This window comes from Anaeromyxobacter sp. SG17 (assembly GCF_022690695.1).
Classification (GTDB): domain Bacteria; phylum Myxococcota; class Myxococcia; order Myxococcales; family Anaeromyxobacteraceae; genus Anaeromyxobacter; species Anaeromyxobacter soli.
In genome coordinates this window covers 1-4,295 of sequence record NZ_JALCYX010000141.1, presented here as the reverse complement: position 1 = coordinate 4,295, position 4,295 = coordinate 1, and the positions used below count along the sequence as shown (strand labels likewise).

Genomic DNA, 4,295 nt, shown 5'->3' with positions numbered 1-4,295 from the left:
CGCCCTCGGCGGACCTCGGGGGCCCGCCGCCGGCGGCCACGCGCTCGTGCATCCGCTCCTCGCTCACGTCAGTCCCGGGTCTTGAGCAGCGGGAACAGGATGACGTCGCGGATCGAGGCGGAGTCGGTGAGGATCATCGTCACCCGATCGATCCCGATGCCCTCGCCCGCGGTCGGCGGCATGCCGTGCTCGAGGGCGCGCACGAAGTCCTCGTCGTACGGCATCGCCTCCTCGTCGCCCGAGGCGCGCGCCTTCACCTGCGCCTCGAAGCGCGCGCGCTGGTCGGCAGGATCGTTGAGCTCGGAGAAGGCGTTCGCGCACTCCATGCCGCCCGCGAACAGCTCGAAGCGGTCGACGAGGCGCGGATCGGCGTCGCGCCTGCGCGAGAGCGGGCTCGTCTCGAGGGGGAAGTCGACCACGAACGCGGGCCGGTCCTTCGGGAGCTGGGGCTCGCCGAACACCTCGAAGGCCGCGGCGATCGCCTCGCCCGGGGACCGCTTCGCGGCCTGCTCGAGCTTCCAGGCGTCCTCCGATTCGTTCTCGCGCGCCGCCGCGCGCGCGAGCGCCTCGGCGAGCCCGCGGCCGGCGAGCGCGTCCTCGACCGAGAGCCCGAGGGCACGGGCGCCCACCTCGACGAGCGAGACGCGGGGGTACGGCGGGGTGAAGTCGATGGGCTGCCCCTGGAACGTCACCACCGGCGCGCCGGCGACCTCGAGGGCGAGCGCGTGGAAGAGCGCCTCGGTGAGCTTCATGAGGTCTTCCGCGGTCGCGTACGCCTCGTAGAACTCGATCGTGGTGAACTCGGGGTTGTGGCGGCGGTCGATCCCCTCGTTCCGCCAGATGCGGCCGATCTCGTAGACGCGATCGAAGCCGCCCACCACGAGCCGCTTCAGGTGCAGCTCGGTCGCGATGCGGAGCTTGAGGGAGAGGTCGAGCGCGTTGTGGTGCGTCTCGAACGGCCGGGCCGCCGCGCCGCCCGCCTCCTCCGGCTTGTGCAGGGTCGGCGTCTCGACCTCGAGGTAGCCGCGCCCGTCGAGGAAGCGCCGGATGGTCGAGACCGTCCGGGCGCGCTTCACGAAGGTGTCGCGCACGCCGGGGGTGGCGATGAGATCGAGGTAGCGCTGCCGGTAGCGCTGCTCGACGTCGCTGAGCCCGTGCCACTTCTCGGGCAGCGGCCGCATCGACTTCGTGAGGATGGTGAAGGCGGTCGCCTCGAGCGTGAGCTCGCCGGTCTTGGTGCGCGTGGCGGCGCCCTGGGCGGCGACGATGTCGCCGATGTCGAGGAGCTTGTAGATCTCGAAGTCCCGCTCGGAGACCCGATCCTTCTTGATCCACACCTGGAGCTCGCCGGCGGCGTCGCGGATCTTGAGGAAGGCGGCCTTGCCGAAGGGGCGGACCGCGAGGACGCGCCCGGCGATCGACCAGGCGCCGGGGTCCTTCGCGATCTCGTCGGCCGGCGCGTCGCCGTACCTGTCGCGCAGGTCCTTCGAGAGGTGCTCCGGGCGGTGCCCGTTGCCGTAGGGGTTCACGCCGAGGGCGCGCAGCGCCTCGGCCTTCTTCGCGCGATGCGCGAGGATCTCGCGCTCGGTCGCGCCGAGGTCGTCGCCGCGGGGGGGGTTGGGATCTCGCATGTCTCGGTTTCGACGGGGAAAAGCGTGCGGCGAGGCTAGTCGGGCTCGCCCGCCCCGTCAACGCGAGAACATCCGCGCGCCGCGCGGCGGATCGAGCGGGCGGCCAGCCGAACCGGCTCGCGCTCCTACCGCGGTGCGTACAGGCGGTAGTCGATCTCCGGGAAGATGTTGTCCTTCGTCTCGGCGTGGGCGAGCCACTCCGGGTCGATCTGCCCGGCCCGGAGCTGGTCATGCAGCCGCGTGAACCGGAGCACGTGCTCCTTCGTCCGGCGGATGGCGTAGTCCACCATCGTCCCGGTCTTCATGATGAAGGCCCAGTCCGAGGACTGGGCGAGGAGCAGCTCCCGCGCGGCCTGGTCGAGGGCGCGCCGCTCGAGGTCGCTCGGCTCCCGGTAGTCGCGGGCGAGCGCGATCATGCGCTCCGCCGCCTTGTGCAGGTGGCGGTAGATCCAGTCGTTCGAGCCGTCGAGCCAGACGCCGGCGTAGCCGCCCGCGCCCCAGGAGCAGAGCGGCGGCGTCGCGAGCTGCTGCTCGGGGTTCTCCCGGAGGTAGTCGCCGGGCGTGGCGAGCTTGAAGATGCGCTGGTCGAAGGCGATCTTCCGGATGAGGAAGTCGATGAAGAGCGGCCCCTCGTACCACCAGTGGCCGTAGAGCTCCGCGTCGTACGGCGAGACGACGATCGGCCTCACCCCGTCCATGCGCGAGGCGAGGTGCTCGATCTGCCGCTCGCGGTTGTACATGAAGTTGCCCGCGTGCTGCGCCGCCCGCTCCCGCGCGCGCGCCGGGTCGTAGGGCTCCTTGTGCGCGGTCTTGCCCGTGATGCGGAAGTACTTGATGCCGACGTTCTTCCGCTGCCCGGTCGGCTGGATGTACGGCTTCACGTACTCGTACTCGAGGTCCCACCCGACGTCGCGGTAGAACTCCCGGTAGTCCGGGTCGCCCGGGTAGCCGGACTCGGAGCTCCACACCTGCATCGACGACTCGGCGTCCCGCCCGAACGCGGCCGGCCCGGTGGGCGTGAAGATCGGCGCGTAGACGCCGTAGCGCGGCCGCGGCGTCGCGTCGGTGATGCCGTGCGTGTCGACGAAGAAGTAGCGGATGTTCTCCTCGGCGAGGAACGCGTCCGCGCCGGGGAAGTAGCCGCACTCCGGCAGCCAGATGCCCACCGGATCCTTGCCGAAGTGGCGGCGGTGGTGGCGCGCGGCGACCGCGATCTGCGCGCGCACCGCCTCCGGGTACGGCTGCATGAGCGGCAGGAAGCCGTGGGTCGCGCCGCAGGTGACGATCTCGAGCCGCCCCGCCTCCTCGAGGCGGCGGAACGCGCCCACGAGGTCCCGGCGGTAGCGGTCGTTGAAGAGCTGGCGCAGCTCGCGGAACTCGCGCTGGTGGTGGAGGGCGAGGCCGTGGAAGGTGCCGTCGTTGCGGGTGCGGTGGACCTCCTTGTCCGCGAGCTCGCAGAGCGTGTCGAGCCGCCGCGCGTAGCGGGACATGAGCAGCTCGTCCCGGAGCATCGCGACGAGCGGCGGCGTCATGGTCATCGAGATGCGGAACGGGATCCCCTCGTCCGTCGCGCGGTCGAAGACCCTCAGGAGCGGCAGGTACGTCTCGCTGATCGCCTCGTAGAGCCAGTCCTCCTCGAGGAACTCGTCGTACTCCGGGTGGCGGACGAACGGGAGGTGCGCGTGGAGGTGGAGGGCGACGTAGCCGAGGACGTCCTGGGCCATCTAGGCGCCCTCCCCGGCTCCGAACCCTCCGAACGGCGAGGTCGGCGACGACACGCCCGGAGAGGTCGGCCGTCCGCCCACGCCGCCCGCGCTGCCTCCGGTGCGGGCGGCGAAGCGCGACCAGTCGCTGAGGCGCGCGAGGAGCGCCCGCGCCTCCTCCGAGAACGGTCCGCCCGCGTGGCCGGGGCCGAGGAGCCGCCCGAGCGGGATCTCCCACGGGATGCGGATGAAGCGGTCGTCGATCACCGGCGAGGGGCCGAGCGGCGGCAGCATCATCTCGTTCGAGCCGCGTCCGAGCTGCCGGTCCTGCCCGCCGCGATCGACGGCGTGGATCTCGGCCCGGTACACGCGGCCGGGCTCGAGGTCGTGCACGTAGAAGCCGGTCGCCTCGAGCGCGAAGTCCAGCGTGCGCACCGGCTCCCAGCCGCCGCCGCTCCGCGCGAAGATCCGGAGCTCCGCCCGCGGGTGGTCGAGCCCGGCGAACGCCCCCTGCGCGGTGCCCTGCGAGAAGTCCCAGTAGAGGAAGAGCGTCCGCGGATCGCGCGGGAGCGCGACGAACGCGTCGTCCCCGTAGCCCCAGGGCAGCTCGCCGAGGTTCTCCTCGTACGGCGCGCCCCCCGCGCCCTCGGGGGCGCCCTCGCCCTCCTCGACGGCGCGGAAAGCCTCCGGCGCGTCCGAGGTCGTCTCGGTCATGGGGCGCGGGGCCTCGCGCACCGCCTCCTCCCCGCGCACCCGCGCGACGAAGTAGCCCTCCGGGTCCGGCGCGGCCTCGCCCGGCTTGCCGTTGCCCACCTTCTTGCGGCGCGCCCGCGCCGCCGAGACGCTCGCCGCGACCCCGGCCACCGCGCCGGCCGCCGCGCCCGCCACCGCCGCAGCCACCTTGGCCGCCCGGCGCGTGCGGGGCGCCTTGGCGGCCTCGCGGACGCCCTCCGCGACCTCG

The 4,295-nt window shown here is 72.7% G+C and carries 3 protein-coding genes; all 3 read right to left on the bottom strand.

All coding sequences use genetic code 11. The features are described from left to right. Positions 1-68 precede the first annotated feature (68 nt). Positions 69-1,631, bottom strand: a complete 1,563-nt coding sequence (gene lysS / locus MNY60_RS23375; protein ID WP_242357023.1) for a lysine--tRNA ligase — start codon at positions 1,629-1,631, stop codon at positions 69-71. A 125-nt stretch (positions 1,632-1,756) separates the two neighbouring features. Beyond that, entirely contained in the window at positions 1,757-3,355 is a 1,599-nt protein-coding gene (locus MNY60_RS23370) for a glycoside hydrolase family 57 protein (protein WP_242341507.1), read from the bottom strand. Then, positions 3,356-4,295, bottom strand: a 940-nt coding sequence (locus MNY60_RS23365; RefSeq protein WP_242362035.1) for a DUF4912 domain-containing protein, incomplete at its 5' end; no start/stop codon positions are given.